Origin of the sequence: Nocardioides aromaticivorans, from assembly GCF_013408525.1 — a bacterium.
Taxonomy (GTDB): domain Bacteria; phylum Actinomycetota; class Actinomycetes; order Propionibacteriales; family Nocardioidaceae; genus Nocardioides; species Nocardioides aromaticivorans.
This window is the reverse complement of record NZ_JACBZM010000001.1, coordinates 1766486-1791414: the sequence shown is the minus strand read 5'-3', so window position 1 is coordinate 1791414 and position 24929 is coordinate 1766486. Positions and strand designations below refer to the sequence as shown.

Sequence of the window (24929 nt, the reverse complement as noted above, 5' to 3'; positions counted from 1 at the left end):
CAACTACCGAAATTGTCGCGGATTGCCCGGCAACACGACGAATTCGGTAGTTGCGCGGCCAACCCCCGGGACCGGCGAGCTCGGCGCAACGGGTGCCCCTCTACCGTTGGCGCATGAGTCGAGGACGCGCCTGGGGATGGGCGGCAGCGTTGCGGGAGGGGTCCACGACGCCCTGGCGGGAGTGGCCGGACGACGGCAGCGCCGACGGCGAGCCGCTCGCCGGTGACCTGCCGGGCGCCCAGCAGCTCGGCCTCCTGCGCCGGCTCAACGTCGCGGCCGAGGCAGCCGGCCGGCGGGTGCCGGTGGCGATGGCCGACCGCGTGCTCGCTGCCGGGGTCTCCGGCCGCGGACGGGGCGAGCTCCCGCTGCTCGGCGCCGACGACCCCGAGCGCTTCGGCCCCCGACCGGTCGACCCGGACACCCTCCCCGACGACGAGCTGCTCCGGGTCGCTGCCGGCCTGATCGCCGACGACGTCGCCGCGACGGCCGGCGCGCCGACGCCCGAGCCGACGCTGGTCGAGCGCGCCCGCGCCGCCCGCCGGCCGTGGACGAAGGCGTTCGTGGTGGTCGGTGTCCAGTGGCGCGCCGACTCCGTCCGCGCGGGACTCGCCGCTGCAGGCCGGCCGCAGGGCGGGCGCCGCCCGACGGCGTACCTCCTCGCCGACGACCTCGCCACCGTCCTCGTCCACGCCTGGACCGCCCGCGCCTTCGACCAGGGCGGCCCGACCTGGCACGACTTCCTGCGCAACTCCTCCAGCTTCGGCCACCTGCCGCCGCGCGCGGACCTGCCGCGGATGGCCCGCTCCGCGACGCACAAGTACGGCGCCGACCGGGTCACCGTCGTGCTCGACCCCGCCGCGCTGGCGGCCGAGCTCGGCACCGCCCGCCTGCAGGAGCCGCCGCGGCTGGGCGCGAACGCGATCGACCTGGTCCGCAGGGTCGGCGAGCCGCTCGGCCTGCTCGTCGACCGGGCCGAGCGTCCCGAACTCCTGCGCGCCGCCCTCGCCCCCCGGCTGGCCGGCCGAGGTGGTGCGGCGCCGACCGTCCCGGCCCGGTTCGGCGGCTGGCTCAGCAGCATGGCCGAGCGCACCCGCCACGACCTCGAGGCCGCTGGCTACCCTGTCCTCGGCGACCTCGACCGGCTGCTGCCGGGCCCGCTGCCCGCGGAGCCCGTGGCCCCGGTCGACGCCGAGGTGCTGGCACTCGCGCTCGGGCTGCTCCTCGACCCGGTGACCACCCAGCAGGAGGCAGACGCGTGAGCTCGAAGGTCCTGCTGCACGTCGGTACGCCGAAGACGGGCACGTCGTACCTCCAGGACGTGCTCTTCCAGAACCGCTCGAAGCTGCTGCGCCAAGGGGTGCTCTACCCCGCCGAGCGCTTCGACGCGCACTTCCTCGCCGCGCTCGACCTGATGCGGCTGCGCTGGGGCGGGCTGGAGCGGGAGGCCGTCGGCGCCTGGGACCAGCTCGCCGCGCAGGTCCGCGAGCACGACGGCACCGCGATCATCAGCCACGAGATCCTCGCCACGGCGTCGCGGGGCCAGGTCAAGCGGGCCCTGGCGTCGTTGGGCCACGAGCCCGGCGGGGGCGGCACCGAGGTCCACCTGATCATCTCGGTGCGCGACCTCGTCCGGCAGATCCCCGCCGAGTGGCAGGAGAACGTCAAGCACCGCGCGACCTTCCGCTACGCCCGCTTCCTCGAGCTGATCCGCGACCCGGAGCGCAGCCACCGCGTCGGTGCGTGGTTCTGGGGCGTCCAGGAGATCCCCGACATCCTCGCCCGGTGGGGAGCGACGATCCCGCCGGAGCGGATCCACATCGTGACGGTCCCGCGCCCCGGCGGTCCGAAGGAGCTGCTCTGGCAGCGATTCAGCACCGCCTTCGGCCTCGACGACCTCGACCTCGACCTCGGCACCGAGCGGGCCAACCCGAGCCTCGGCGTCCCGGAGTCGGCGCTGCTGCGGCGGATCAACCGCGCCGCCACCCGCGACCTCCCGCCGGTCCACTACCGGCCGCTCGTCCGTGAGCTGCTCGCCCACCAGACCCTGTCGAAGCGGACCGACTCCCCGCGGCTGAGCCTGCCGCCGAGCGAGTACCCCTGGGTCGCCGAGCTGACCGACTCCTGGATCACCGAGCTCGCCGAGCGCCGGTACGACGTCGTCGGCGACCTCGAGGACCTCCGCGGGACCGCGCCCGACCCCGAGCGCTGGGCCGATCCCGACAAGCCGGCCGAGCGCCAGGTCGCGCAGGCGGGGCTCGAGGCGATCCGGGCGCTCCTCGTCGAGGCCGCCGAGCGGCAGGCGGAGGCCGACCGGCTGCGCACGAAGCTCGAGGAGACCCGGCGCGAGCTGATCCGCGCCCGGACGCCGCGACTCATGCGCACCATGGAGTGGACGGTGCAGCGGCTCGAGGGCAGCCCCCGCGGCCGCCAGGCGCTCGGCGCCTACCGCAAGGCGCGGGGCAGGAACTCCCTGTCGGCGTAGCGGCCGACCCGCCACGTGCTCCACCCGTCGGCCACCAGGCCGACCGCGCCGCCGACGACGGGCACCCGCTTGCCGACGGTGGTCGCGATGCGCTTGCCGATCACCCGGCCGATCAGCTCGTTGGCGAGCACGGTCGCGATGGTCTGGTCCAGCCCCGGGTCGTGCTGCGGCGCGGTCGCCACGGCCATCGGGGGAGCGGGCAGCTGGTGCTTCTTCACCATCTTCATGACTGTCTCCTCGCCGAGGACCGTCTCGAGGATCGCGTTGCGGACCCGCGGGTCGTCGAGGTCGTAGCCGCGCAGGTGCGCGATCCCGGCCACCATCCGGCACTGGATGAGCGCCAGCCCGGCGATATTGGCCGGCGCGACGATCGCCGCCGTCACCAGGCCGCCGAGGTTGGTCGCGAGGCCCTCCACGCCGGCGTACGCGACGTGGTTCTGGATGATCTCCCGCACCGCCCTGTCGACGTTGCCGTGCTGCTCGCGCAGCTGCGCCTCGGCCGCGTGGGCGGCCGGCGGCAGGGGCCCGACGCCTGCGATGGCCCGCTGCAACGCCTCCCGCACGAACGACTGCGTGAGTCCGGGCGCCAGGTGGGTCACCCGGGGAGCGATCTGCCGGGCCGCCTCGACGGCGAGGCCCTTCTTGAGACGGGAAGCCATGTCCCTGATCGTAGGGTGGAGGGGTCAACCACCCGACGTGAGGAATCCGATGCGACCGCTCGCCCGACCGCTCGTCGTCACCGCGACGGCGCTGCTCCTGGGGCTCTCCCTCACCGGCTGCGGCTCCGACGACGACAAGGCCTCGGGCGACGCCACCCCCTCGGCCGCCGGGTCCTCCTCGGCGGCGACGGACGGGCCGGTCGGCGCGGCCACCGACGACACCGCCGGGACCGAGGGAGCGACGGCGCCGAGCCCGCTGCCGGCCGACAGCGAGCTGTGCACCGCCCTGGCCGACATCATCGAGGTCGTCGACCCGATCACCGCGGCGCCCGACGAGAGCCAGTGGGCCGAGATCCAGGACGTGTACGCCGCCCTGGGCGAGGTCGACCTGCCCGCCGGCACCCCCGCCCGCGACCGCGAGGGCCGTGACGCCTCGGTCCGGGCGATCACGTCGCTGAGCTGGGCCGAGGCGAAGAGGGCGTTCGCGAGCGACAGCGGCGAGGTTCCCGGCCTCACGGCCGAGGAGAACGCGAAGGCGGCCGAGTTCTTCAACTGGGCCGGCCAGCAGTGCCCGTCGGTGCTCGGAACCGCCGACGGGGGCACCGCAGCCCCGTCGTCGATCACCACGCAGTGACCGCGTCCGGGCCGGTCGAGCCGCCGCCGACGCCCTGGGTCTTCCCGAGCCGGGAGGACCTCGCGGCGCTGCCGGTGCTCGACGACCCCGCCGACGGCGACCCGGACGACGACCCCGACTTCGCCGCGCACGACAGCAGCGACCTGGTGGCGGTCGGCGCGGACCTGGAGCCGGGGACCCTGCTGGCGGCGTACCGGGCGGGCCTGTTCCCGATGCCCGAGGGCCGCTCGGTGGGGTGGTGGTGCCCGGCGCACCGCGGCGTGCTGCGCCTGGACGCGATGCGGGTGTCGCGGTCGCTGCGCCGCTCGGCGCGCACGTTCGAGATCCGGGTCGACACCGCCTTCGGGGAGGTGCTCGCCGCCTGCGCCGACCCGCGCCGCCCGCACGGGTGGATCGACCGCCGGGTCGCGCGGGCCTACACCGAGCTGCACCGCCTGGGCTGGGCGCACTCCGTCGAGGCGTGGCGCGACGGCCGCCTCGTCGGTGGCCTGTACGGCGTCGCGGTGGGCGGGCTGTTCGCCGGGGAGTCGATGTTCCACCACGAGACCGACGCGTCGAAGGCTGCGCTGCTCGGCCTGGTCCGGCTGCTGGCGAGCGACGCCGACGGCGCGGCCGGGCGCCGGCTGGTCGACGTGCAGTGGGCGACACCGCACCTCACCAGCCTCGGCGTGGAGCAGGTCTCCCGGGCGTCGTACGTCGGTGGGCTGGAGTCGCTGCTGGCGGTCCCGGACGCCGACTTCCGAAACCTGTGCATAGGCTGAGACCGGACAGGGCAAGGTTCGTGCCGGGGAGCCGGCGCTGGTCGGCGCCCTGCCCGCGCGGGCACATCCCGGTCCCGTGCTCCCCAGGAAAGGATTCGCTCGGATGACTCCGATCAAGCGCCCGCTGGCCGCCGCCGGCGCCGCCGTACTGCTCACGCTCTCCCTCTCCGCCTGTGGCGGCGCCCCCACCGACGCCTCGGTGAAGGACTTCTGCAAGGTGACCCAGGACGAGGAGGGCGGCGAGGAGTTCTTCAAGGCCATCGAGGACAAGGACTGGGACAAGGTCGAGGAGCTCGTCAAGAAGCAGGCCGACGAGGTCGAGGAGGTCGGCACCCCCGAGGACATCCCGGACGACGCGCGCGAGGGCTACGAGATCCAGCTCGACACGATCAAGGGCTTCAGCGCCGACGACTGGGAGAAGGCCTTCAAGGAGAACTCCGACGAGGACCCCTTCGAGAAGGACCTCTCCTCGGACGAGAAGAAGAAGGTCGACGCGTACACCGAGTACGAGAACAAGACCTGCGACGACTCCGGCTCCGACGAGTCCGAGGGCAACGACCCGGAGGTCAGCACCGAGGTCCCGACCGAGGGCCTGCCGACCGACATCCCGACCGACGGCGTCCCCACCGACATCCCGACCGAGCTGTCGCCGGAGGACCTCGAGAGCCTGCAGTCGGAGCTCGAGAAGCTCACCGAGAGCGCCGCGACGGAGTGATCCGCCCGGTCAGCTGAGCGTGCCCGACGGAGCGCTCAGATGACCTCAGCGGGCTGGCCGGTGTCCGACACCATGGCCCGGCCGGCCCGCTCCCACCCGATCATCCCGTCGGCCAGGTTGACCACGTCGTAGCCCTGTTGCGCCAGGTAGGCCACGGCCCGCGCCGAGCGGCCGCCGCCCTTGCACACGACGAGCGTCTGCGGCGCCTCGAGCTCGACGAACTCCCCGAGCCGCGCCGGAAGCTCCATCAGCGGGATGTGGACCGCGCCGTCGATGTGTCCCGCCGCCCACTCGTCGTCCTCGCGCACGTCGAGGACCACCAGCCCTTCGGGGAGCGGGTCCGGCACGCCTTCGATCTCGACGGTGGGGATCATGCCGCCCACTCTAGGTGTACCCGGCCATCAGGTTGGTAGCAGCCTGCTGATCGGCGGTCGACCTCCGAGTGCGCTGTGGCGGCGTTCAGTGTTGTAGTGCTCGATCCAAGGAGCAAGGGCGGCTGCACGCTGGTCGTTGCTGGTGAAGACCTGGCGGTAGGCCCACTCGGTGGCCAGGGTGCGGTTCAGCCTTTCGACCTTCCCGTTCTGCCACGGGCAATGAGGGCGGATGAACTTCTGCACGATGCCGTGTTTGGTGCATGTCGCGCGCAAGGAGTAGCGGTAGGCCCAGGCGTTGTCGGTCATCAACCGCTCGATCTGGGTGATCCCGTGGGCGGCGAAGTAGGCGATCGCGCGCTCGAGGAACGCCGCGCAGGTGGTGCCCTTCTCGTCGGGCAAGGCCTCTGAGTAGGCCAGTCGGGAGTGGTCGTCGACGAGTGAATGGACATAGTCGAAGCCGACCTTGGTCGACCGATCTCGTTGGATCGACCCCGCTCCTCGCCCGTGGGCCTTCCAGCCGCCGCCGTCGGGGATCCGACCGATCTTCTTCACGTCCATGTGGACCAGCTCGCCCGGCCGGTCGCGTTCGTACCGGGTCGCGGTCTGTTTCGACGAGCGGATCACCTCACCGGTCATCGGGTCGCACTCGCGCAGGTAAGGGACCCGGTGGCGGCGCAGGATCCGTGACACCGTCCGGGGCGGCAACCCGACCTTGGGCCCGAGGACGTCTGGCCCGTCGCGGTGCTCCGCCCGTGCGGCGAGGACCTTCTGCTCGAGCTCGGGGGTCGTCTTGGTGGGCGTCGTATGGGGGCGCGACGACCTGGTTTCCAGACCAGCTTCGCCTTCGGCGGCGTAGCGGTCGATCCAGGTCTTCACGCATTTGCGAGACACGCCCATCGCGGCGGCGATGTGGGCCTTGCGCCAGCCGGCTTGGTGGCGTTGGACGATCAGCCGGCGACCGTGGACGGTCAGTCGGGCACTACCGTGGGACACGAGAACCTCCGGGTTGGAGTGGGCCTTAGACAAGCCACATCCCATCCGGAGGTTCTCGTTCGTTCAGCCAGGCTCGCCGCTACCAACGTCCTGGCCGGGTACACCTAGGCGGGGTCGTCGAGGAGGTCGCGCAGCGACCGTCACGAGACGCCTTGCTCCGGTGCAGCCGCTGTGCCACTGCCATCGTCGACGCGACGGGCACGCGCGGCGGGCTCACTTGAGGAGCTTGCTCATCCTGCGGTCGGCGAGCGGCTTCCCGCCGGTCTGGCAGGTGGGGCAGTACTGCAGGCTCGAGTCGGCGAAGGACACCTCGCGGACGATGTCGCCGCACACCGGGCACGGCTTGCCGGTCTGGCCGTGGACGGCGAGGTTCGACTTCTTCTCGGCCTTGAGCTCGCTGGCGGCCAGCCCTCGCGAGCGGTCGACGGCGTCGCCCAGGGTGTCGCGGATCGCGGCGTACAGGGTCGTGAGCTCGGCCTCGTCGAGGCTGTCGGCGGGCTTGAAGGGTGACATCCGCGCGGCGTGGAGGATCTCGTCGGAGTAGGCGTTGCCGATGCCGGCGATCGTGCCCTGGTGGCGCAGCACGCCCTTGAGCTGCTTGCGGCCGGCGTCGGCGAGGATGCCGGCGAGGCGCTCCCGGGTGAAGTCGTCGGTGAGCGGGTCGGGCCCGAGGCTGGCGATCCCGGGGACGTCGAGGGGGTCGCGCACGAGGTAGAGCGCGAGCGACTTCTTGGTGCCGGCCTCGGTGATGTCGAGGCCGGGGGTGGTCCCGTCCTGCTCGTCGAGCACGATCCGCACGGCGAGCGTGGACTTCGTGCTGGGGCGGGGCGGCAGCGCGGGGACCTCGTCCTTCCACCGCACCCAGCCGGCGCGGGCGAGGTGGAGCACGAGGTGGAGGCCGCTGGCCTCGATGTCGAGGAACTTGCCGTGTCGTCGTACGTCGTCGACGAGCGTGCCCTCGACCGCGGACAGCGGCGGGTCGTAGGTCTTCAGGGCGCTGAACGCGGCGACGTGGACGCGGGTGATGGCGCGACCGTCCAGCCGGCCCCGGAGGTCCAGGGCCAGCGCCTCGACTTCGGGCAGCTCGGGCACGCAGCCAGCGTAGAACAACGGCCCGACGCGGGACTTTGTCCTGATTGCGCCGACGGGCAGTGACCCCGGCTCCACCGGCTCGGTTGGTCGGCATGTCGCACTCGGGAACGCGGCCACACCCCCCGTCCCGAAAGGCCCTTCCGATGAGCCAGCGCCATCTTCCCCGCCTCGTCCTCGCCCCGATCGCCCTGGCGACCGCAGCCGTGATCGGCTTCGGCCCGGGCGCATCCGCGGCCTCCGCGGACGAGGCGACCTGTGGCCAACCGGCCGTCCCGGCGGTCTACGACACCGTCGAGCACCCCGCCGTCATCACCGCGGTCCCGGCCGTGACCCACCCGGAGTGGCGCTGGCAGCGCTCGGTCGCGACGACGGAGAGCGCGTTCGCCGCGCTCGTCCAGCCGGCACGGGGCACGTGGACCTGGAGCCGCACCGTCGACGTCCTCGAGCGTGAGTTCGTGTGGACCGTCATCGACCGCGCCCACGTCCCGGCCGTGCCCGAGGCGGGTCACGTCGAGACCCGGGTGGTCACCCCGGCCGTCGTCCGGACGCTGTGGGAGTACGTCCAGCAGAAGACCGGCAACACCCGCTGGGAGGCGGAGGGCTGGAACGCCGGCGACAACGGCAAGGGCTGGGAGTGGACCGGCGCGACCGACGTCGTCGTCGTGACCCCGGCGGTCACCGCGCAGGTGTGGGTCGTCGACAGGTCGGCCGTCGCCGAGGTCACCGAGCTCAGCCACCAGGAGACCGCCTGGGTCGTCGACGGTGCGACGCCGCCCGCCGGGTCGAGCGCGACCGGCGCCACCCGCCTGACCGCAGGCTCCCCGGAGAGCGTCGAGCTCCCCGACGGAGAGACGCCGGCCGGCGCGGGCTGGACCCGCGGCGCGTGGACCGAGACCGCCGCGGCCGTCACCGACCTGGTCTGGGTGCCGCAGGGCGCCACCGCCCCCGACGGGTACGACGCCACCGGAGCCACCCGCGCCGGCGCACCCGTCCACGAGGAGACCGGCGCCACCTCGGCCACCGCACCCGACGGCGACGGCTGGGAGAAGGTCCCCGGCTCGGAGACCACGGTGGTCGACGCCGAGGCCCACGACCGGGTCGACGCCGAGGCGTGGACCGAGCAGGTGCTCGTCAGCCCCGAGGTCCCGGCGACCGACGACTGCCCGGAGGAGCCGACCGACGGCGGCGACGGGGGAGAGGTCGGCGGCGAGGACGACGGTGCCGAGGAGCCGACCGGCGACGACCTGCTCGACGGCGACGTCGTGGTCGACCAGACCGAGGGCGAGGTCGGCGGCATCGCCACCACCGCCACCACGGCCACCGGCGGCAGCGCCGACGTGCTGCCGGCGACCGGCAACGGCACCCAGCCGTGGCTGCTGGGACTGGGCGCGGCCAGCGTGGTCGCCGGTGCCGCGCTCGTGCGCGGACGCCGGGAGCCGGTCCGCGCCGACTGACGGACCGCAACCGCTAGCCTCGGCCCGTGCGGATGCGGACGAGCCGGACGGCTGCGGGCCTGGCGGCCGTCGTACTCACCCTGGCGGGGGTGTCCGGCTGCGGCGGCGACGACCCGGAGGGGCCCGGCAGCGCGATCGCCGGCAAGGAGCCCGAGGAGGTGCTCGCCGCCTCCCTCGAGGCGATGCAGGCGCTCGAGGACGTGACCTACCGCGGCACGACCACCGTCACGAGCCAGGCCGGCCGGCTCCGCGGCACGGGCGAGCTGGTCGTGACCGCCGACGGCACCTGCCAGTCGACCTTCCACAGCTCGCGCCGGGGACGGCTGGTGACCCGGACCGTCGGCAACACCGTCTACGTCTTCGCCGATGCCGCGATGATGCGCGGCCCCCTGCAGTACGACGCCGACAAGGTGCGCTCGCTGACCGGCAGGTGGCAGGCGGCGCCCCGGCCCAGCTCGCACCAGTGCGACCTGGCCGAGCTGCTGCCCGAGGAGGACCGGTTCGCGGGCTTCGAGGACGCCGGCACGGGCGAGGTCGACGGCGCCCCTGTCCGGACGCTGACCGGCAAGGACGACGACGGCTCCCCGATGACGGTCTCCATCGCGGCCGAGGGGGCGCCGTTGCTGCTGGCGGTCGAGACCCGGCGGGGTGGGCGGAGCAGCTTCACGCTGGCCGAGCACGACAGCGGGGTCGAGCTGGTCGCGCCGCCCGACGGCAAGGTCGTCAGCACCTCCTGAGCGGTCTCTGCGACACGCTAGGCGAATCTAGGGCTCGCGCTAGAGAGCCGGATAGCGTCGGATCATGGACCCGATCCGCAACCCGTACGCGCCCGGCGCCGGTCAGCGCCCGCCCGAGCTCGCCGGTCGTGACGAGCAGCTGGCGGCGTTCGACGTCGTCCTCGAGCGGGTCTCGCGCGGGCGCCCGGAGCGCTCGCTCGTGCTGACCGGGCTCCGCGGCGTCGGCAAGACGGTCCTGCTCAACGCGCTGCGCTCGGCCGCGGTCCGCAAGGGCTGGGGGACCGGCAAGCTCGAGGCGCGCCCCGACCAGTCGCTGCGCCGGCCGCTGTCCTCGGCGCTGCACCAGGCGGTCCGCGAGCTCGGCCACCCCGAGCCCGCGGAGGCCAACCACGTGCTCGGGGTCATCCGCTCGTTCGCCCAGCGCGAGGCCGGCACCGACGCGAAGCTGCGCGACCGGTGGAGCCCCGGCATCGACGTCCCCGTGGTCCGCGGCCGCGCCGACTCCGGCGACGTCGAGATCGACCTCGTCGAGCTGCTCACCGACGTGGGCGGGCTCGCGGCCGACGTCGGCAAGGGCGTCGGCATCTTCATCGACGAGATGCAGGACCTCGGCGCCGACGACATCTCCGCGCTGTGCGCCGCCTGCCACGAGCTCAGCCAGAACGGCCTCCCCGTGATCGTGGTCGGCGCCGGCCTGCCGCACCTGCCCGCCGTGCTCTCGGCGAGCAAGTCCTACTCGGAGCGGCTGTTCTCCTACCAGCGCATCGACCGGCTCTCCCGCGACTCCGCCGACCGGGCCCTCGTCGCGCCCGCCTCCGAGGAGGAGGCCGAGTTCACCCCCGACGCGCTCGACGCCATGTACGACGCCACCCGCGGCTACCCCTACTTCATCCAGGCCTACGGCCGCGCCGTGTGGGACCTCGCGCCGCGCTCGCCGATCACCGGCGACGACGTGGCGGTGGCCGGGCCCGAGGCCGAACGCGAGCTCGCCGTCGGCTTCTTCGGCTCGCGCTTCGAGCGGGCCACCCCCGCGGAGCGCGACTACCTGCGCGCCATGGCCGACGCCGCCGGTGACGACGAGGACCCGGTCGGCTCGGTCGCGACGGCCGACGTGGCCGTCGTACTCGGGAAGAAGCCGCAGTCGCTGTCACCGGCCCGTGACTCGCTGCTGAAGAAGGGGCTGATCTACTCCGGCGAACGCGGGCGGATCGCCTTCACCGTGCCGCACTTCGGGCGCTATCTCCGCACGCAGGCCTGAATTCCTTCTAGCCTGTGGCTGTGACCGTCTCCCCCCAGGACGTGCCGCAGCCGCGGTCCTTCGTGCGCAACCTCGTGCCGACCCTGCTCTTCATGCTGCTGTGCGGCATCGTCGGGCCGATCTTCCTCGTGATGGGCCTGGTCGTGCCCGAGGACGAGCCGGGCTCGGGCTGGCTGCTGCCGACCGGCATCGGCATCACCGTCCTCGACGTGGTGATCGCGCTGGCGATCGCCAACCGCCGCACCCACAGCCAGCAGCGGATGTACCAGCTGCGCACGCGCGGCAGGCGGGCCCGCGGGCGGGTGCTGTCGTTCGAGCAGACCGGGGTGCGGATCAACGACCAGCCGATGCTCGTGATCAGGCTGATGATCGAGGGCGGTGACATCACACCCTTCGAGGCCCAGGTGCGCAGCGTGGTGCCCGACATCCACATCCCGCTGCTGCACGCCGGCGAGCTGCCGATCCTGATCGACCCCGAGACCGACGAGTGGGAGATCGACTGGGACGCCGCGAAGCCCGTCGCGCCGGTCGGCCTCCGCAAGCCGGCCGACGACCGCCCCGCGGCCGAGCGCCTGGCCGAGCTCGACGACCTGCTCCGGCGCGACCTGGTCAGCCGCGACGAGTACGACGCCGCGCGCGCCCGCATCCTCGACGAGCTCTGACCTCCGGTCGTCGAGGAGTGGCGCAGGTCCTCCGGTCGTCGAGGAGGTCGCGCAGGTCCTCCGGTCGTCGAGGAGGTCGCGCAGCGACCGTCACGAGACGCCCGGTAAATCACTCGCGCCCGTCAGGGACACCCCCGTAGGCTCGTCCCATCATGCTGATGACTGCCTGACCCGACTCGCGTCCGCGGCCCCGCCCGGCGAGTCCTCGTCTCGTCCGAAGGCTTCGTCATGTCAGCTCCCACCACCGCCACCCTCCCTCCCGTCGTCGTGCGCGACCTGTCCGTCGCGTTCGGGCGTCGTACCGTCCTCGACGGGATCGACCTCGTCGCCCAGCCCGGACGGCGGATCGGCCTCATCGGCGAGAACGGCGCCGGGAAGTCCACCCTGCTGCGGGCGATCGACGGCTCCCTGCCGCGCCTGGCGCAGGTCAGCGGGTCGGTCGAGGCGCCGGGTGACCGGGCGTTCCTCACGCAGGAGCCGCCGTTCCCTGACGACGCCACGATCGCCGACGTCCTGGCGGGCGCGCTCCGTCCGCTGCGGGACTCGGTCGCCGCGGTCGAGCGGCTCGCGGACCGGCTCGACGACCCCGCCGTCGCCGACCAGTACGCCGCCGCGCTCGAGCACGCCCTGGCCCACGACGCCTGGGACGCCGACCGCCGCGCGTTGCTGGCGGCCGAGCAGCTCGGGCTCGACGGGCTCGACCACGACCGCCGCGTCGCCAGCCTGTCCGGCGGCCAGCGGACGCGGCTGGCGCTGGCGACCCTGATGACGCGACGGCCGACCTGCCTGCTGCTCGACGAGCCGACCAACCACCTCGACGACGATGCTGTCGCGTTGCTGGTCGGCTTCCTGAGGGACCTGCCGGGCGTCGTCCTGCTGACGAGCCACGACCGGGTGTTCCTCGACGAGGTCTGCACCGACCTCGTGGACCTCGACCCGGTCGGGATGGGCACGGACGGCCGCGGCGGACGACGGTACGGCGGCGGCTGGTCCGCCTACGCCGCCGAGCGCGAGGCCGCGCGACGCCGGTGGGAGCAGGCCTACGAGGAGCAGCAGGAGGAGATCGCCCGGCTCCGCGAGGCGACCCGGATCGAGAAGTCCGCGATCGCGCCCGGCCGCGGCCCGCGCGACAACGACAAGTTCATCCATGCCTTCAAGGGCCAGAACGTCGACCGCGCGCTCGCCCGCCGCAAGAAGGACGCCGAGCGACGCCTGGAGGAGGCCGAGCGGGACCAGGTCCGCAAGCCGCCGGCGCCGCTGCGGCTCTCGACCGGGCTGACCGCCGCCGCGGTCGGCGGCGGCCGCGTCGTGACCGTGCGCGACCTGTCGGTCGCCGGACGGCTGCGCCTGCCGACCCTCGACGTCGCCGCCGGGGAGCACCTGCTCGTCACGGGCGCCAACGGCTCGGGGAAGTCGACCCTGCTGGGCGTGCTGTCCGGACGGGTGCTGCCGACGACCGGCACGGTGCAGGTCGGCGCACCGCGGGTCGTCGAGCTCACCCAGGACCCGGTGTTCCCGGACCTGACCGCGAGCGCGGCCGACGCCTACGCCGCCCTGGTCGGCGACGAGCTCGCCCGGCGGCGTCCGTTGCGCTCGTTGGGCCTGCTCCACCCGCGCGAGCACCCGAAGCCCGTCGTACTCCTCTCGGTGGGGCAGCGTCGTCGTCTCGCCCTGGCCGTCGCGGTCGCCACCGAGCCGGACCTGCTGCTCCTCGACGAGCCGACGAACCACCTCTCGCTCGCGCTGGTCACCGAGCTCGAGGAGGCGATCGGCACCAGCCCCGGCACGGTCGTCGTCGCCTCCCACGACCGCTGGCTGCGGCGCCGGTGGGAGGGCGCGACCCTCGCCCTCGGGTAACCGGCCGTCGGCGGCTCCGGGTTGGTCACGCAACTACCGAATTTGACGCAGAATCGACGGCGCGGCGACGAATTCGGTAGTTGAACCGCAGACCCGGCCGAAGCTCGCGCTTCAGCCCGTGAACGCGTAGGCGTCGAGCGGGTAGCGCCGTGCCGCCCACATCGTCTCGAGCGTGGTCGCCGCCCGGAAGGGCACGTCGCCGTTGTCGTCGAAGTAGTAGCTGTTGGCCAGCCCGCAGGAGTCCTGGAAGAAGACCTGGTGCTTGCGCCGTCCCAGCGCCGAGGCGAAGTACGCCGCGTTCGCCTCGGGCGTCACCTCGACGCGGGTGGCGCCGACCTTCCGGGCCCGGCGCAGGGCTCGGACGATGTGGGTGCCCTGGGTCTCGATCAGGTTGAAGTACGACGACCCGTTGTAGCCGTAGGGCCCGAGGATCGTGAAGAAGTTGGGGAAGCCCGGCACCGAGACGCCCTGGTAGGCCTGGAAGCGGTTCTCCTCCCACCACTTGTCGAGGTCGAGGCCCCCGGCGCCGCGCACCGTGAAGGGCGGCATGTTGCCCTTCTCGAAGACCTTGAAGCCGGTCGCGAGGATCAGCACGTCGGCGGTGTGCTCGGCACCGTCGACGGTCCGCACGCCGGTCGGCGTCACCGCCGAGATCGCCGTCGTCTCCAGCGTCACGTCGTCGCGGTTGAAGGTCGGCAGGTAGGAGTTGGAGAAGCTCGGCCGCTTGCAGCCGAGCGCGTAGCGAGGGGTCAGCTGCTCGCGGACCGCGGGGTCGCGGACGGCCTGGCGGAGATAGGCGTGGCCGAGCCGCTCGCCGGCGGCGGCCACCGGGACCAGCCCGGCGAAGTGGGCCGCGACCGGGAACGTCAGCTCGACGAAGGACTGGCTCGCGAGCCGCGAGACCCGCTTGGCGCCGGGGATCCGCCGCAGAGCCGCGCGCGCGACACCGGGCAGCGGGGCGTCCGGCTTGGGCAGGCACCAGATCGGCGTGCGCTGGAAGACGGTGAGGTGCTCGGCCGCCCGGGCCAGGTGCGGGATCGCCTGTACGGCGGACGCGCCGGTGCCGATGATCGCGATGCGCCGCCCCGTCAGGTCGACCGAGTGGTCCCAGCGCGCCGTGTGCATGACGGTGCCGGTGTAGTCGGCGAGCCCGTCGATGTCGGGCAGCTTCGGCTGGGTGAGGACGCCGGTCGCGCTGACGACGTGCCGCGCCGTGATGCTCTCCCCGGAGGAGGTGTCGAGCCGCCACAGGTGCGCCTCGTCGTCGAAGGTGGCGGCGGTGACGCTCGTCCGCAGGCGGGTACGCCGCCGTACGTCGTACTTGTCGACGCAGTGCTCGGCGTAGGCCTTCAGCTCCCGGCCGGGCGCGTAGACCCGCGACCAGCCGGCGACCTGCTCGAACGAGAACTGGTAGCTGAAGGACGGGATGTCGACGGCGACGCCGGGATAGGTGTTCCAGTGCCACGCGCCGCCGAGCCCGTCGCCGGCCTCGAGCAGCAGGTAGTCCTCGAAGCCCGCGCGGGACAGCAGGATCGCGGCCCCGATGCCGGAGAAGCCTCCGCCGATGATGACGACCTCGTGGTCGGGCCGGGCGAGCAGGCCGGACGGCTGCGTCATGCGAAGAGGTCCTCTCGGTGGGCGGCGGTGGTGCCGAGGATGATGCAGTCGACGTGGTGCTCGATGCCCTCCGCGCTGCGTATGCCGCCGGCGACCAGCGCGTAGACCGGCCACGGGACCAGCGTGCAGTGGGGCTCCTGCAGGGCCGCGTAGTAGCGGCCGTCGACCCGCGGGCGGTGTCGGTTGAAGCGGGCGTCCGGGGTGAGCAGGCGGCGGGTCCACGGGTCGCGCACCCGCAGCCGCAGGTTGAGCCGCGCGGCGGGGACGGCCAGCGCGCGGGGGAGCGGCAGGGGCAGCGGGAGCAGCCAGTCCGGCTCCTCCTGGAAGACCTTCACGGCCCGGGCGGTGCGGACCACCTCGGGCACGATCACCGCGGCCTCGCGCCCGGGCGCGATCACGGCGACCGACCGACCGGTGAACGCGCGCCCCCGCCACTCGGCGCCGCGGAGCAGCTCGCCGTCGTACCGGCTGGCGGGCGTGGCCGGGGTGCTCACGGCCGTCACGACGCCACCGGCTCGTGGGTCAGCTCGTCCACCCACGCCTGCGGCCTGCCGAGCACCCTCGCCGGGACGAAGGAGGTCAGCTTGACCATCGGGTCGGCGAGCAGGCGGTGGTACGGCGACGTGCGGTCGACCACCATCGCGGCCTGCGCCTTGAGCACGTGGTACGCCGGGATCCGGGCCGTGTGCGCGCCCCGGGAGCCGATCGTGGCGAAGCGCTTCACCGCGTTGTAGAGCTTCTGCTCGGGCAGGCCCATCGCCACGATGTTGTCGCGCATCTTGTTGATCAGCGGCGTGAACACGACGACGAGGCCGATGATCACCTGCGGCGAGAGCAGCGCCAGCGACTCGATGAGGAGCTTGTGCAGCGGGCCGGCGCCGATCAGCTCGAGCACCTGGAAGTCGACGGTGATGTGCCGCGCCTCGTCGGAGTTGATGTGCCGGAACACCTCGTGGCAGACCGGGTCGTGCACCTCGTCGAGCAGGAACTTCACGAGCGCGCCGTCGAGGGCGCACTCCAGCAGCGGGATCAGCGTGGCCAGGCCGGTGAGCGGCAGGGTGTCGCCGTAGTCGTCGAGCACCTTGATCGCGAGCTTGACGTTGATGTTCGGCTCGGGCGGGTTGCCCTCGTCGTCGAGCATGCCCCACCGCTTCATCAGGGCGAGCTCGGCGTTGGCGTGCTTCTGCTCCTCGGCGTGGAAGTACTCGTAGATCCGCTTGATCGTGGGCGTCGGCGCCTTCTTCGCCAGCGACGCGAAGCCGCGGGCGCCGACGTGCTCGATCCAGACCAGGTCGGCCATGAAGGGCTTCATCTTCGCCCGCACCTCGTCGGTGACGAGCTCGGCGCCGGGGGCGTCCCAGTCGATGTCGGCGAGCGACCACTGCTTGTCCTTGATGGTCTGCAGCATCGCGTCGAAGTCGTAGCCGGTGGTCGCGCTGGCGGTGGTGGTCATCGGGAGGCACCTTCCTCGTCGGGGACGAAGCGGCCGAGCAGTCCGGCCGCGCGGGTGTAGGGGGCGGGCAGCAGGCGCTTGGTGCGCCAGAGGAGCTGCGCGTCGAGCTGGGGTACGACGTACAGGCGGCCCTTGTCGTGGGCGTCGAGCGTCGTGCGGGCGACCCGGTCGGCCGAGAAGCCGGCGATCCGGGCGATGCGGCGGGCCATGCCGGCGGCGCCGGGGTCGATCAGCTCGCCGTCGAAGATGTTGGTCCGCACGAAGGTCGGGCAGAGCACGGTGACGGCGATGCCGGTGCCGGCGAGCTCGGCGGCGAGGGTCTCGGAGAGGCTGACGACACCGGCCTTGCTGACGTTGTAGGCGGCCATCCGTGGCGCCGCCGTGAAGCCGGCCGCGGAGGCGACATTGATGACGCCGCCGCCACGGCCGGCCTGGCGCAGGGTCGGGACGAACACGTGGCAGCCGTTGATGACGCCCCAGAGGTTGACGCCCAGGGTGCGCTGCCAGTCGGAGAGCGGGGCCTCGCCGATGACCTTGCCGCCGGCACCGATGCCGGCGTTGTTGACGACCAGGCGGGGTGCGCGGTCGAGCCAGTCGACCGCGGTGTCGTGGAGCGCCTGGACCTGCGCGACGTCGGCGACGTCGCAGGCGACGGCGAGGGCCTCGCCGCCGGCCGCCTGGATCGCCGCGACGGTCTCCTTGGCCGCCGTCTCGTCGAGGTCCGCGCAGACCACCCGGCCGCCGCGGCGGGCCAGCTCGCGGGCGAAGGCGCGGCCGATCCCGCTGCCCGCACCGGTGACGACCGCGTCGGCGTGCTTCGTGCGTCGGGTCATGAGGTCGTGTCTCCCATTCCTCGGTGGATGGTCAGGTCGTCCGGTGCGTGCGATGGCAAGGCGCCGGCGCGAAGGCATGCTGGGCGCACGTCGAGCGTCGGCAACGCCGCCAGCGCGCGTGCTGGGCGCCGCCGGGGAATGGGAGACACGGCCACTAGGCCTCCTTGGCAGGGGGGACGAGGGCGAGCGCGGCCCGGCGGCGCTGGACCTCGAGCTGCTCGTCGATGAAGCCGGCGGCCACGTCGAGCGCCCGGTCGGCCTCCGGGACGACCCGGGAGAGGGCCTGGAAGACGTGCATCTGGTCGGGCCAGACCTCGAGGCGGCAGCTGGCGCCGGCGGATTCGAGCCCGCGCGCCAGCTCGATCGCGTCGGCGGCGAGCATCTCGCGCGCGCCGGCCTGCACCAGCGTCGGCGGGAACCGGTCGGCGCCGTCGAAGGAGAAGCGCAGCCGCGGCGTGGCGGGCGAGTGGCCGGCGATGTAGAGGTCGAGCAGCCGGGCGGCCCGGGCCGCGGAGATCATCGGGTCGGGGCGCATCCGCTCCCGTGCGGCCGCCAGCGACATGGTGAGGTCGAGGACGGGCGAGAAGGCGACGAGGGCGGCGGGCGGCGTACGGCCCTCCCGGATCAGCTCGAGCGCCAGGTCGACGGCGAGGTGGCCGCCGGCGGAGTCGCCGGCGAGCACGATCCGCTCGGGCTCGTGGCCCTCCCCGATCAGCCAGTCGTACGCCGCCCGCACGTCGTCGGCCGCTGCCGGGAACCGGTGGCTCGGCGCCAGCCGGTAGTCGCAGGCGAAGACCGGCAGCCCGGTCTTCGCGGACAGGCGCGTGGTGATGCCGCGGTGGGTGCGGGCCGAGCAGATCGTGTAGGCGCTGCCGTGGACGTAGAGGACGACGCCGTCCTCGCGCTCGGCGCCGGGGCCGCGCACCCACTCGCCGCGGGGCGTCGGCCCGCTGGTGACCGGCCGCGCGACCCGGACCACGCGGCTGCCGCAGAGGGCGGGCCCGAAGAGGGCGAGGCTGCCGGCGACGAGGTGCCGGGAGAAGCGCACGCCGTGGCGGTTGGCGGGGATCAGGGTCGTCAGCGGCCGCAGCGTGCGGGAGGTCGCCTCGGCGGCGATCCGGCTGCGGACCGAGCCGCGGGCGACGCTGCCCGGTCGGCCCTGTTTCTGAAGGCGCATGCCGTCACATTGCATTCTGAGGGCACATGCCGTCAAGATGTTCGGGTGGAGGAAGTCCGGGCGGAGGCACCCGCACCCCGTCGCCGGTACGGCGGGAAGTCGGCCGAGCAGCGGCGCGCGGAGCGTCGTGAGGCGCTGGTCGCCGCCGCCCTGGAGATCTGGCAGGAGAGCGGCTGGGCCGCCGTCACCATGCGCGGGGTCTGCGCCCGCGCGGCCCTGACCGACCGCTACTTCTACGAGAGCTTCGCCGACCGCGACGCCCTGCTCGCGACCATCTGGGACCAGATGCGCGACGAGACCCTCGCGATGATGCTCGCGGCGATCGCTCCCCACGCGGACGGTGACCCGCTCGACCAGCTGCACGCCGCCCTGCACGCGGTCGTCCACCACATCGGCGACGAGCCGCAGCGCGCCCAGATCGTCTTCGGCGACCACGCCGGCAGCGCGGTGCTCGAGCAGCGGCGCCGCGAGACCATCCAGCTCGCCGTGACCCTGATGATCGACCTCGCCCGGCCCTACCTGCGCGACGACATCGACGAGGTCGGCTTCCGCGTCGCCGTGCTCACCGGGATCGGCGGGTTCGTCGAGGTGATGCTGGCGTGGCGCTCCGGCCTGGTCGAGGCCGGCGCCGACGAGCTGGTCGAGCACCTCGCTGCCGTGGGCGCCGGGCTGGCGCCGCAGTTCCTGCGCGGCTGATCGGGGCGGGGGCCAACGGGCCAGAACCAATGGGGGTCCGCCTGCGTCACACCGGGCAAGATCAACGTGGAAGGGTCCTGCCATGAACCGCACCGCCGTCGTGTCGCTCGCCGCCGCCGCCGTCCTCGGGACGACCGGCGGGATCACGCTCGCCGTGAGCACGGTCGGGTCCGGTGACGAGGACCCGCCGGCGGGCCGGTCCAGCGAGCCGGGGTCCACGCCGACCGACGACGGCCCGTCGGCGAAGGGATCGACCGACCTGGTCCCGCTCTACTACGCCGACGGGGCCATCCACGACGGCGCGAGGAATGCGGCGGTGCCGGCCCAGGTCGCCTCCGGCACGATCTCCTCCCTCGCCGAGGTCGACGGCGGCTGGCTCGTCGTCAACGTCGACTCCGACACGAGCGGGGACCCGATCTTCACCGGCACCTTCGTCCCCGAGAGCGGCGAGGCGTGGCGGATCGGGGAGTGGCGCGGGCACCCGGACATCAGTGCCGAGCGCGACCGGGTGGTCTTCGGCAACGGCGTCAGCTGGCGCGTCGCGACCTTCGCCGACCGGACCACCGAGCCGCTCGACGTGATCGACGGGCCGGGTGAGGAGCCGCCCTTCATCGACGTCGTGAACAGCCTCCCCGGTGTCGCGATCGGCGCCGGCGGGCTGGTGACCGGCTGGACCGCCGGCGACTCCACCCGCCTCGTCGAGACCGAGCAGGACGGCTGGACCCACCAGGACTGGGGTCCGCGGGGCGTCGACGTACCGCTCACGTCGCCGGACGGGTCGCAGGCCGTCGCGGCCTACCGCAACGCGGACTACGCGCCGGAGACCCCGGTCGGCGACTGCCTCACCGGCGGAGCGTCCGACGACGCCGGGTCGTGGTGGAAGGAGTGCGAGGTCGGACCGGCCTCGCTCGAGCCGTGGTCGCCGTCGGGGAAGCGCCTGCTCCTGACCGGTACGACGGGCGACGGCCCGGGACCCTCGTGGGTGCGGGTCGTCGACCCGGCCACCGGCGAGAAGGAGAGCGAGTTCGACCCGACCGGTCTGCTCGCCGGCGCCACCTGGGCCGACGACACGACCGTCTTCACCCTGACCCTGGACGACCGGACCCTCGCCGCGACGATCAAGCGGTGCGACACGCGCGCGGCGAGGTGCGAGGACGTCAAGCGCGTGCCGGACACCGCCGTGCTCGGCACCCGCGGCTGACCGGCCCGGGGCCGGACGCCGTCAGTCGTGGACCCGCAGCAGCGGACGGATCGCCTGCCGGGCGTGGTGGATCCGCGACTTGATGGTGCCGAGCGGGGTGTCGAGCAGGCGCGCGATCTCGTTGTAGTCGAGCTCCTGCACGTCGCGCAGCACGAGCGGCTCGACGAGGTCGGGGTTGCTGGCGGCGAGCACCTCGAGCGCCTCGAGCAGGTCGAGCCTGCTGCCGGCGATCACGCTGGTGGTGCGGGGGTCGGCGTGCACGGGGAGGTCGTCGACGGCGTGCTCGGCCGAGCGCCGCTTGAGGGTGCGGTACGTCGACCGGGCGCTGTTGGACGCGACCGCGTGCAGCCAGGTGGTGAACCTGCTGCGGCCGGCGAAGCTGCCGATCTTGGTGGCGACCAGCAGGAGGGCGTCCTGGGTGGCCTCCTCGGCGTCCTGCGGGTGGAGCAGCATCCGCCCGCAGATGCGGCGTACCCGCGGCTGGATGGCGGCGAGCAGGTCCTCCAGCGCGTCGCGGTCGCCGCCGGCGGCCCGCAAGGCCAGCTCGTCGAGCTCGTCGGGGCCGAGCTGCTCCATGACCTGCCCTCCCGAGTGCCGGTGTCGCGTGCGCTGCCGGGGAGTCGCGAGCGTTTGCCCCGTCCCTCGTCAGGCACAATACGCACCGTGTCCCTGCCGGAGCGACTCGGGAGGCTCCGACGTGTCGACCGGATCGGAGCCGGTGGTTTCGCGACCGTCTGGCTCTACCACGACGACGAGCTGGACTCCCCAGTCGCGGTCAAGGCGCTCGCCGACAACTGGGCCCTGCGCCAGGACGTCTGCGACCGCTTCCTCGAGGAGGCGCGCATCCTGCGCCGCGCCGACTCCGACCACGTCGTCCGGGTCTACGACATCGGCGAGGTCGACGGGACGCCGTACTTCGTCATGTCCTACGCCGACCGCGGCACCGTCGCCGACCTCGTCGAGCCGGGCGTGCCGCTCGCGTCCGGCCGGGTCGTCGACCTGCTCGCGCAGGCGGGCGACGGCGTCGCCGTCCTGCACCGCCACGGCGTGATCCACCGCGACATCAAGCCGCAGAACCTCCTCCTCCGCTCCACGCCGGACGGCGGCGAGCGGGTCCTCGTCGCCGACCTCGGCGTGGCGAAGGCGATGCTGCACGCGAGCGGGCTGACCCAGGTGGTCGGCACCCCGTCGTACATGGCCCCCGAGCAGGCGGACGGGATCGGCCTCGACCTGCGCGCCGACGTGCACGCCCTCGGCGCGGTCGGCTACCAGCTGCTCACCGGACGACTGGTCCGCGAGGGCGGGCTCGGCGCGCTGGTGCGCCCGGAGCTGCCGCCGGCGCCGTCGACGGTCGCCGACGTGGCGCCCGCCTTCGACTCCGTGGTGCTGCGCGCCCTGGCCCTCGACCCCGAGGACCGGTGGCCGGACGTGCCGTCGTTCGTGGCGGGCCTGCGGTGGGCCGAGCGGACCGCGGTGCAGCGCGATGCCCTCACCGGTACGGCGGAGCGCCGGCTCGCGCCCCCGCAGGTGATCGTCACCGAGCTCGCCTCGCCGCCACCGCACACCCCGGCGCCGACGCGCGTCCCCGTCGAGCCCGCCTCCACCCCGGGCGACGGCGCGCCGGCCCGCCGTCGTCGCGGCGTACTGCCGCTGGTGCTGGCCTTCCTGCTGGTCCTCGCCGTCACCTTCGGCGCCGCCTACGGCGTCACCCGGCTGCTCGGGGAGGACGACCCGGCGAACGGGCCCTCGGGAGGGGCCAGCGAGTCGCCCACGGGCGGCGCGTCCGGGGAGCCGACCGACAGCGAGTCGCCGCTCGGGGAGCCGGCCGAGGACATCGACTTCCCGACGCTGCGGGTGCCGGCCGGCCAGGAGTACGACACGCACGTGGTCCGCTCGGGTGGCCACGCATGGACCTATCCGGTGCCGGTCGGCTGGGTCGCCTACCGAGTCGGCGCCGACAACGAGGATGCCGGCCTGCTGCCCGAGGCCCAGATCGACCGTGTCGGCCAGGTCCGTTGGCGGCCCGCCGACGAGCCCCTCGTCGGCGGCTACAGCGTCCGGCTCCGCGTGCTCGCCACCCCGGCCCGGGTCTCGGAGATGGTCGACACCAAGGTGAGCCAGCTCGAGAAGCTGCAGGACCCGGACGTCTACCAGCAGACCTCGGACACGATCTACTTCACCTACCGCGACGGCAACAACCGGGTGCGCTACAACTTCTTCCGCTGGCTGCCGAACGCCGCGGGCGAGGCGTCGCTGGAGATCTCGGTGTCCGGACGGACGGTCGACAAGAAGGGCCTGGCCATCCTGCTCGACGCGGTGTCCGACGGCGCTACCGCCGGGTCCCGCTGACGACCGTCGCGTCCCGCTCCTCGTCCTGGTCGACCCGGGCGAGCAGCCCGCTGTCGGTGAGTACGACGAGAGCGGCATCGACCTGCGCCAGCGCGACCTCGGAGTGCATCGATCCCCCGGGGCGCAGCCACTCCGGCGCCAGCGCCGCGACCCGGCGGAGCACGTCGAGCCCGTCGGCGCCCCCGTCGACCGTGCTGCGCGGCTCGTGGTCGCGCGACTCCGGCGGCATCGCGGCGACCGCGGCGCTCGGCACGTAGGGGACGTTCGCCAGCAGCGCGTCGACCCGGCCGCGCAGGTCCATCGGGAGCGGTGAGGCCAGGTCGCCGAGGTGCACGGTGCCGCCGACCTGCGCGAGGTTGCGGGCGGCGCAGGCCACCGCGGCCGGGTGGTCGTCGGTCGCGTGCAGGGTGGCGCCGGGGCGCCGGTGCGCGAGCGCGAGGCCGATGGCGCCGCTGCCACAGCACAGGTCGACCACGACGCCCGGCCGGTCGCCGGCCGATGCGGTGAGGGTGGCGTCGGCGACCTCGACCAGCCACGTCGTGCGCTGGCGCGGGACGAACACCTCGGGGTCGACCGCCACCCGCAGGCCGTCGAAGGCGACCCAGCCGAGCACGAGCTCGAGCGGCTCGCCGCCGACCCGGCGTCGTACCAGCTCCTCGAGGGCGGCGGCGTCGGGCGCCGCCTCCACGAGGAGCGCGGCCTCCTCCTCGGCGAAGACACAGCCGGCGGCACGGAGACGGGCGACGAGGTCAGGCATCCCCGCCAGCCTAGGAGACCGTCGGGAGGATCAGGCCTGCGGCATCAGGATCCAGCCGGCGACGTACAGGACGATGCCGGCGCCGAAGCCGAAGATCACGGCGGCGACCAGCAGGAGGCGGACCAGGGTGGCGTCGATGCCGAGGTGGTCGGCGATGCCGCCGCACACGCCGGCGACCATCTTGTCGTGGCTGCGGCGGGTCAGGCGGCGGCCGCGGGTGGGCGAGTAGCTGTCGTAGTTGCTCATGCCCCAACGGTGCCCGGTTCGCGCTCCGGGGACATCGGGGATCGACCCCGGTTCGACCCGGATCCCGACCCTGAGGGTCGTGCCCGCGGAACCCCTACGGCCTGTCATGATGCAGCCATGCGGCCACAGGTCGTCGCCCACCGGGGCGCGAGTCACGAGATCGCCGAGCACACCCTGAACGCCTACCTGGAGGCGATGGGCACCGGTGCGGGAGGCCTGGAGTGCGACGTGCGGCTGACCGCCGACGGGCACCTCGTCTGCGTGCACGACCGCGACCTGCGGCGTACGGCGGCCACCAGGGGCCTGGTCTCCACCATGGACCTCGCCGAGCTCAACGAGCTCGACTTCGCGTCGTGGAAGAACCCGTGGGCCGACCTCGACGACGAGGCCGAGGCGGCCGACGAGGACGACGGTCGCGGGGTGCTCACCCTGCGCAAGCTGCTCGAGACCGTCGCCGACTACGACCGGCGCATCGAGGTGGCGATCGAGACCAAGCACCCGACCCGCTACGGCGGGCTCGTCGAGAAGCGGCTCGTCGACATGCTGCGCGACTTCGGCTGGGACCAGGCCGGTGCGCCGGTGCGGATCATGAGCTTCTCCTACACCGCCCTGCAGCGGGTCGAGCGGCTGGCGCCGGAGATCCAGCTGGTGCAGCTCTTCGACAAGCCGAACCACTGGCCGGTGCTGAAGCGGATGATCGGGCGCGACTGGATCGTCGGCCCCGGGATCAAGATGCTGCGCCAGCACCCGAAGATCCGCGAGAGCCTCGGCCGCAACTCCCGTGACGTCCACGTGTGGACGGTCAACAAGGAGAAGGACCTCGACCTCTGCCTCGACCTCGGGGTGAGCGCCGTCATCAGCGACAAGCCGAGGTTCATGCTGGACCTGCTCGACACCCGCTTCGGCGCGTCCGAATAGTCTT

26 protein-coding genes are annotated in these 24929 nt (G+C 73.4%); 14 read left to right on the top strand and 12 right to left on the bottom strand.

Annotated elements, in window-relative coordinates; all coding sequences use genetic code 11:
* Window positions 1-113 precede the first annotated feature (113 nt).
* Together BJ993_RS08410 and BJ993_RS08405 are read left to right on the top strand one after the other, a co-directional pair.
* Entirely contained in the window at window positions 114-1259 is a 1146-nt protein-coding gene (locus BJ993_RS08410; protein ID WP_179648403.1) for a hypothetical protein, read from the top strand.
* Entirely contained in the window at window positions 1256-2482 is a 1227-nt protein-coding gene (locus tag BJ993_RS08405) for a hypothetical protein (protein WP_179648402.1), read from the top strand. Before BJ993_RS08410 ends, BJ993_RS08405 begins: the two co-directional genes overlap by 4 nt.
* Here the strand turns inward: BJ993_RS08405 and BJ993_RS08400 are convergent.
* Complete coding sequence (locus BJ993_RS08400) at window positions 2443-3141, bottom strand: EcsC family protein (RefSeq protein ID WP_179648401.1); 699 nt, start codon at window positions 3139-3141, stop codon at window positions 2443-2445. The two genes, BJ993_RS08405 and BJ993_RS08400, sit on opposite strands and share 40 nt — an antisense overlap.
* A 49-nt stretch (window positions 3142-3190) precedes the next feature.
* On the opposite strand from BJ993_RS08400, the gene BJ993_RS08395 reads away from it, so the two are divergent.
* From BJ993_RS08395 to BJ993_RS08385, 3 genes are all read left to right on the top strand, one after another.
* Window positions 3191-3775, top strand: coding sequence for a hypothetical protein (locus BJ993_RS08395; RefSeq protein WP_179648400.1), 585 nt, complete (start codon window positions 3191-3193; stop codon window positions 3773-3775).
* Window positions 3772-4536: a leucyl/phenylalanyl-tRNA--protein transferase gene (gene aat, locus BJ993_RS08390; protein ID WP_308645518.1), complete on the top strand. Its 765-nt coding sequence runs from the start codon at window positions 3772-3774 to the stop codon at window positions 4534-4536. The genes BJ993_RS08395 and aat overlap by 4 nt, the downstream gene beginning before the upstream one ends.
* Window positions 4537-4639: 103 nt before the next feature.
* Window positions 4640-5251, top strand: a complete 612-nt coding sequence (locus BJ993_RS08385) for a V-type ATP synthase subunit I domain-containing protein (RefSeq protein WP_036549329.1) — start codon at window positions 4640-4642, stop codon at window positions 5249-5251.
* 35 nt (window positions 5252-5286) lie between these two features.
* On the opposite strand, the gene BJ993_RS08380 is transcribed toward BJ993_RS08385, so the two are convergent.
* The 3 genes from BJ993_RS08380 to BJ993_RS08370 form a co-directional block, all read right to left on the bottom strand.
* Window positions 5287-5625: a rhodanese-like domain-containing protein gene (locus BJ993_RS08380; RefSeq protein ID WP_036549781.1), complete on the bottom strand. Its 339-nt coding sequence runs from the start codon at window positions 5623-5625 to the stop codon at window positions 5287-5289.
* A 27-nt stretch (window positions 5626-5652) separates the two neighbouring features.
* Window positions 5653-6618 carry an IS481 family transposase gene (locus BJ993_RS08375; protein ID WP_179648399.1) on the bottom strand — a complete coding sequence of 322 codons (966 nt, stop codon included), beginning with the start codon at window positions 6616-6618 and terminating at the stop codon, window positions 5653-5655.
* 213 nt (window positions 6619-6831) lie between these two features.
* Window positions 6832-7710: an Fpg/Nei family DNA glycosylase gene (locus BJ993_RS08370; RefSeq protein ID WP_036549779.1), complete on the bottom strand. Its 879-nt coding sequence runs from the start codon at window positions 7708-7710 to the stop codon at window positions 6832-6834.
* Window positions 7711-7853: 143 nt separating this feature from the next.
* Between BJ993_RS08370 and BJ993_RS08365 the strand changes: the two genes are divergently transcribed.
* From BJ993_RS08365 to BJ993_RS08345, 5 genes are all read left to right on the top strand, one after another.
* Window positions 7854-9164: an LPXTG cell wall anchor domain-containing protein gene (locus tag BJ993_RS08365; RefSeq protein ID WP_179648398.1), complete on the top strand. Its 1311-nt coding sequence runs from the start codon at window positions 7854-7856 to the stop codon at window positions 9162-9164.
* A 26-nt stretch (window positions 9165-9190) separates the two neighbouring features.
* Window positions 9191-9901, top strand: coding sequence for a hypothetical protein (locus BJ993_RS08360; protein ID WP_179648397.1), 711 nt, complete (start codon window positions 9191-9193; stop codon window positions 9899-9901).
* A gap of 64 nt (window positions 9902-9965) precedes the next feature.
* A complete protein-coding gene (locus BJ993_RS08355) occupies window positions 9966-11159 on the top strand; it encodes an ATP-binding protein (protein WP_179648396.1) in 1194 nt (397 codons plus the stop codon).
* 20 nt (window positions 11160-11179) lie between these two features.
* On the top strand, window positions 11180-11821 hold the full coding sequence (locus BJ993_RS08350) for an SHOCT domain-containing protein (RefSeq protein ID WP_051932640.1): 642 nt from the start codon (window positions 11180-11182) through the stop codon (window positions 11819-11821).
* Window positions 11822-12049: 228 nt separating this feature from the next.
* Window positions 12050-13678: an ABC-F family ATP-binding cassette domain-containing protein gene (locus BJ993_RS08345; protein WP_179648395.1), complete on the top strand. Its 1629-nt coding sequence runs from the start codon at window positions 12050-12052 to the stop codon at window positions 13676-13678.
* A gap of 111 nt (window positions 13679-13789) precedes the next feature.
* Here BJ993_RS08345 and BJ993_RS08340 read toward each other — a convergent pair whose 3' ends face one another.
* From BJ993_RS08340 to BJ993_RS08320, 5 genes are all read right to left on the bottom strand, one after another.
* Window positions 13790-15295 carry a flavin-containing monooxygenase gene (locus tag BJ993_RS08340; protein ID WP_179648394.1) on the bottom strand — a complete coding sequence of 502 codons (1506 nt, stop codon included), beginning with the start codon at window positions 15293-15295 and terminating at the stop codon, window positions 13790-13792.
* Window positions 15292-15789, bottom strand: coding sequence for an NAD(P)/FAD-dependent oxidoreductase (locus BJ993_RS08335; RefSeq protein ID WP_179648393.1), 498 nt, complete (start codon window positions 15787-15789; stop codon window positions 15292-15294). Before BJ993_RS08335 ends, BJ993_RS08340 begins: the two co-directional genes overlap by 4 nt.
* A gap of 5 nt (window positions 15790-15794) precedes the next feature.
* Window positions 15795-16748 (bottom strand): ferritin-like domain-containing protein, encoded by a 954-nt coding sequence (locus tag BJ993_RS08330; RefSeq protein WP_179648392.1) that lies wholly within the window; start codon window positions 16746-16748, stop codon window positions 15795-15797.
* Window positions 16745-17581: an SDR family NAD(P)-dependent oxidoreductase gene (locus BJ993_RS08325; protein WP_179648391.1), complete on the bottom strand. Its 837-nt coding sequence runs from the start codon at window positions 17579-17581 to the stop codon at window positions 16745-16747. The genes BJ993_RS08330 and BJ993_RS08325 overlap by 4 nt, the downstream gene beginning before the upstream one ends.
* Before the next feature lie 154 nt (window positions 17582-17735).
* Complete coding sequence (locus tag BJ993_RS08320; protein ID WP_179648390.1) at window positions 17736-18758, bottom strand: alpha/beta hydrolase; 1023 nt, start codon at window positions 18756-18758, stop codon at window positions 17736-17738.
* 45 nt (window positions 18759-18803) lie between these two features.
* Between BJ993_RS08320 and BJ993_RS08315 the strand changes: the two genes are divergently transcribed.
* Complete coding sequence (locus tag BJ993_RS08315) at window positions 18804-19454, top strand: TetR/AcrR family transcriptional regulator (RefSeq protein ID WP_036549312.1); 651 nt, start codon at window positions 18804-18806, stop codon at window positions 19452-19454.
* 82 nt (window positions 19455-19536) lie between these two features.
* On the top strand, window positions 19537-20655 hold the full coding sequence (locus BJ993_RS08310; RefSeq protein ID WP_179648389.1) for a hypothetical protein: 1119 nt from the start codon (window positions 19537-19539) through the stop codon (window positions 20653-20655).
* Between the two features lie 21 nt (window positions 20656-20676).
* Here the strand turns inward: BJ993_RS08310 and BJ993_RS08305 are convergent, their stop codons facing one another.
* Window positions 20677-21231, bottom strand: a complete 555-nt coding sequence (locus BJ993_RS08305) for an RNA polymerase sigma factor (RefSeq protein ID WP_036549306.1) — start codon at window positions 21229-21231, stop codon at window positions 20677-20679.
* 87 nt (window positions 21232-21318) lie between these two features.
* Between BJ993_RS08305 and BJ993_RS08300 the strand changes: the two genes are divergently transcribed.
* A complete protein-coding gene (locus tag BJ993_RS08300; protein ID WP_179648388.1) occupies window positions 21319-23004 on the top strand; it encodes a serine/threonine-protein kinase in 1686 nt (561 codons plus the stop codon).
* On the opposite strand, the gene BJ993_RS08295 is transcribed toward BJ993_RS08300, so the two are convergent.
* Both BJ993_RS08295 and BJ993_RS08290 read right to left on the bottom strand, forming a co-directional pair.
* Window positions 22985-23761, bottom strand: a complete 777-nt coding sequence (locus tag BJ993_RS08295) for a putative protein N(5)-glutamine methyltransferase (protein ID WP_179648387.1) — start codon at window positions 23759-23761, stop codon at window positions 22985-22987. The two genes, BJ993_RS08300 and BJ993_RS08295, sit on opposite strands and share 20 nt — an antisense overlap.
* 30 nt (window positions 23762-23791) lie before the next feature.
* Window positions 23792-24007, bottom strand: coding sequence for a PspC domain-containing protein (locus BJ993_RS08290; protein WP_036549301.1), 216 nt, complete (start codon window positions 24005-24007; stop codon window positions 23792-23794).
* Between the two features lie 117 nt (window positions 24008-24124).
* Here BJ993_RS08290 and BJ993_RS08285 point away from each other — a divergent pair, with 117 nt between their 5' ends.
* On the top strand, window positions 24125-24925 hold the full coding sequence (locus BJ993_RS08285) for a glycerophosphodiester phosphodiesterase (protein WP_179648386.1): 801 nt from the start codon (window positions 24125-24127) through the stop codon (window positions 24923-24925).
* The last annotated feature ends 4 nt before the right edge of the window (window positions 24926-24929 follow it).